Genomic DNA, 3255 nt, shown 5'->3' on the forward strand with positions numbered 1-3255 from the left:
AATAACTATCTAATGCAGTTTCAGTCTGATATTTTAAATGTAGAAGTAGACCGACCAAAAATGATTGAGGTTACTGCTTTTGGTGCTGCATTATTGGCTGGTATAAAAGCTAATTTTTGGAATAAGGATAACATTTCTGAAATAAGAGAAATTGATACTGTTTTTAAACCAGTGATGAAATCTAAAGTACGAAACAAAAAGTACAAAGGATGGCAAAAAGCGGTAGAAAAAACAAAGAGTATTACCAAAGTTAAACCAAAAAATAAGCCTTTACGTTTTTCTATTTTAGACAGACCTAAACAATTAAAAAAAATTGTTTCTAAAAAGTTCGATTTGATAGTTATTGGAGGCGGAGTAACAGGTGCAGGTATTGCTTTAGATGCATCGTCTAGAGGTTTAAATGTGTGCTTAGTAGAGAAAAACGATTTTGCTTCGGGTACCAGTAATAAGTCTACTAAATTAATACACGGTGGTTTACGTTACCTAAAACAATTAGAAATTGGCTTGGTAAGGGAATCTGGCTCTGAGCGTGCTATTGTACACAAATTAGCACCACATTTAGTTGTACCAGAAAAAATGCTTTTACCACTTATAGAGGGTGGCACATATGGTAAAATGATGACGTCTGTTGGCCTAAAAGTGTATGATATGCTAGCAAATGTTGGTGGTGATGACCGTAGGAGAATGTTAGATAAAAAGGAAACTTTAGATAAAGAACCTTTATTAGATGATGCTGTTGTTTTAGGTAGCGGATATTATGCAGAATACAGAACTGATGATGCCAGACTAACTATAGAAATACTTAAAAAAGCAACCGAATTTGGTGCTACTATTGTAAATTATTGCGAAATGGAATCTTTTGTTTATGATAGTGAGCAAAAAATTGAAAGCCTAAATTGTATTGATAAAAACACTGGTAAAAGACTAAATATTACAGCACGTAATTATGTTTCTGCTGCTGGCCCTTGGGTAGATACTTTACGTAAAAAGGATGCGTCTATGAACAACAAACATTTACACTTAACCAAAGGTGTACATATTGTTTTTCCGCATGAAAAATTACCTATTAAACAGTCTGTTTATTTTGATGTAGAAGATGGCCGTATGATTTTTGCCATTCCGCGTGGTAGATCTACTTATGTTGGTACAACAGACACCAATTATGCGGGGAATTTAGAAAGGGTAGTGGCTACAGAAGAAGATGCTGAGTATTTACTAAAGGCTACAAACCACACATTTCCAGATGTAAATTTAACTTTAAACGATATAGAGTCTAACTGGGCAGGTTTAAGACCACTTATTCACGAAGAAGAAAAAGATCCGTCTGAATTGTCTAGAAAAGATGAAATTTTTGTTTCTAAAAGTGGCTTAGTTTCTATTGCTGGCGGAAAGTTAACTGGATACAGAAAAATGGCGCAGCGTGTTATAGATACGGTTTTAAAAACCATTCCAGAAAAGAAAAAGAAGCATTTAAAAAAATCTATTACAGAAGATATAGCATTGGTAACCCCAACAATGACTTCTGCCAATGAGGTTGTGGCGTACCAAAAGGAATTAGAAAACGAACTACTAAAAATAGGAATAGAAGACAGTTATTACGCTTGGTATTTATGCACAACATACGGCAAAAAAGCTTCTGCAATTTTAGAGAAAATAAGCTTTTTTAGAACTGGTAATGCCTTAGAAAACCTAATAAGAGCAGAACTTTGGTATTGTGTAAATTACGAAATGACCAATAGTCTTGCAGACTTTTTTGTACGCAGAACAGGGCGTTTGTACTTTAACATTTCTAGTATTTCTACGTTTATGGACATTGTTGTTAAAGACTTTGTAAACTATTTGGATTGGGATGATAAAAGAGTAATTTTAGAGAAAGAAAAAATGCAATTGTTGTTAAATGATGCAGAAACATATTATGCAGAAGATTTTAAATAAAAAAAGCAAAGGTTTAGTCCTTGTATTGTTAGTAGTATTCGCTGTTTTACAATCATGTACAAACAAGGAGCAACCTATAAAAGTACCTGTAGATGTGTACTTTAGTGCTGTAGATAAAATTACAGAAACTATGATACATGATATATTTTCGCCACCTGTGGCTAGTAGAATATATATGTACCCAAATGTTGCTGCTTACGAGATTATAACGCAAAACAATACCAAATACAGCTCTTTAACTACAAAAATTAAAAGTTTACAGCCTATACCAAAAGCAACTAAAGATGTTAATTTAGAGGTTGCTGCGCTTGTGGCATATATAGATGTTAGTAAAGAGCTTATTTTTAAAGATAATATTATAACTACGTATGCAGATAGCCTTTTTACAAGTTGGGAAAAGACCAATACAACAGAGTTTACGGTGTCTAAGGCTTATGGTTTAAAAGTTGCTAACCGCGTAAAAGACTGGCTACACAAAGACAATTATAAAGAAACCAGATCTTTTGCAGGGTATGAGGTTACTACAGATAATCCTGGCAGGTGGCAACCAACACCACCTGCGTATATGGATGGTATAGAGCCACATTGGAATAAAATAAGACCAATGGTTTTAGATTCTGCTTCGCAATTTAAACCAATTAGGCATCCTGAGTTTTCTATGGATCCAGAAAGTACATTTTATAAAGAATTACAAGAAGTATATACCGTTACTAACGAGATACGTAAAAACGGAGATACGTCTGAAGAAGTAGAAATTGCTAAGTTTTGGGACTGTAATCCGTATGTATCTACTAGCAAAGGCCATTTAATGATTGCCACAAAAAAAATTACTCCAGGTGCACATTGGATAGGAATAACAAAAATAGCGTGTAAACAGCAAAAGCTAGACTTTACAGCTGCTGTACACGCAAATACAATAACATCTATAGGTATTTTTGATGCTTTTATTAGTTGCTGGGATGAGAAATACCGTAGCAACTTAATTAGACCCGAAACTCTAATTAACAATACTATAGATAAAGAATGGACACCATTATTACAAACGCCGCCTTTTCCGGAGTACACAAGCGGACATTCTGTAGTGTCTGGAGCATCTGCAACCATTTTAACTCAGCTATTTGGAGATAACTTTAGTTTTTCTGATAATACTGAAACTCCATATGGTTTACCAGTACGTAAGTTTAGTTCTTTTAATAATGCTGCTAAAGAAGCTGCAGTTAGCAGATTATATGGTGGTATACATTACAGGGCTGCAATAGACAATGGTGTTGTACAAGGCCAAAATGTAGGCAAACACATACTAGAAACACTAAACTTAAC

At 34.3% G+C, this 3255-nt stretch carries 2 protein-coding genes; both read left to right on the forward strand.

The genetic code is table 11. The annotated features are described in order from the left end of the window. Positions 1-1935 (forward strand): FAD-dependent oxidoreductase (locus ABJD66_RS08390; RefSeq protein ID WP_348130358.1); only part of this gene is annotated, 1935 nt, incomplete at its 5' end. Next, positions 1916-3255, forward strand: a 1340-nt coding sequence (locus ABJD66_RS08395) for a vanadium-dependent haloperoxidase (protein ID WP_348130361.1), incomplete at its 3' end; no start/stop codon positions are given. The genes ABJD66_RS08390 and ABJD66_RS08395, both read left to right, overlap by 20 nt.

The organism is Cellulophaga sp., assembly GCF_039943695.1.
Lineage (GTDB): Bacteria > Bacteroidota > Bacteroidia > Flavobacteriales > Flavobacteriaceae > Cellulophaga.